The 784-nt window shown below is 56.5% G+C and carries 1 pseudogene; it reads right to left on the reverse strand.

Annotated elements, in window-relative coordinates:
- Nucleotides 1–7: 7 nt before the first annotated feature.
- Nucleotides 8–784, reverse strand: a pseudogene (locus G6N74_RS30430) (hypothetical protein); the annotation flags it as partial.

Below are 784 nucleotides of genomic sequence, written 5' to 3' on the forward strand. Positions count from 1 at the left end.
AATAAGATCAGACGACGAAAAAGTCTCCGGCCGACACCGCAAGTCCTGGTGAGAGAGTCGCAAACTTCATCGCAGCCGCACTCCCAGTGCCGTCTCGGTCAAAGAGCAGGTCTCCGTTCGAACTGTTGTAGATGATGCGATCGTTGGCATCATGCGCAGCGTTGCCAATGTGGAATGCCGCTGCCGCCAGCCAACCTGCCGCCAGGCCGGTGAAAATTGCATTTTCGACCTGGAGCGTGTCCTGTGCCGGATTGTAATCCGTGATTTTGTCGATGTTGTTTACACTGAAAGCAGCGTTGAAAAAGAAGGTGTCGTTGCCAGATCCACCTACCAATGTGTCCTTGCCCGCACCGCCGACGATATAGTCGTTACCAGCAGCGCCGCGTAGGACGTTGGTTCCGCCGTTGCCGATGAGCGCGTTGTTCGAACTGTTGCCATTTCCGACCAGATTTGTCGTGCCCTGCAGCTCGAGACGTTCAGTATTCGCGGCCAATGTCCAATTGACAGAGGATCTGACCACGTCCGAACCTTCACCGGCGAGTTCGATGGTTCGGTCGCTGGTGGAGGTGACGACATATGTGTCATTGCCTGTCCCGCCATACGCGGTGTCGGCTCCGACACCACCGGTCAAGTAATCGTGGCCCGCTGCACCCCGTAGCGTGTTTGCACCGCTGTTGCCGACGATCGTGTTGTTCAGGCTGTTGCCTGTTCCGACAAGGTTAGCAGTTCCCTGCAACTCCAGCCGCTCGATATTCGCACTCAGTGTCCAATGCGTGAAGGCTCG

The sequence above is a fragment of the Mesorhizobium zhangyense genome (assembly GCF_011045115.1).
Classification (GTDB): Bacteria; Pseudomonadota; Alphaproteobacteria; order Rhizobiales; family Rhizobiaceae; genus Mesorhizobium_M; species Mesorhizobium_M zhangyense.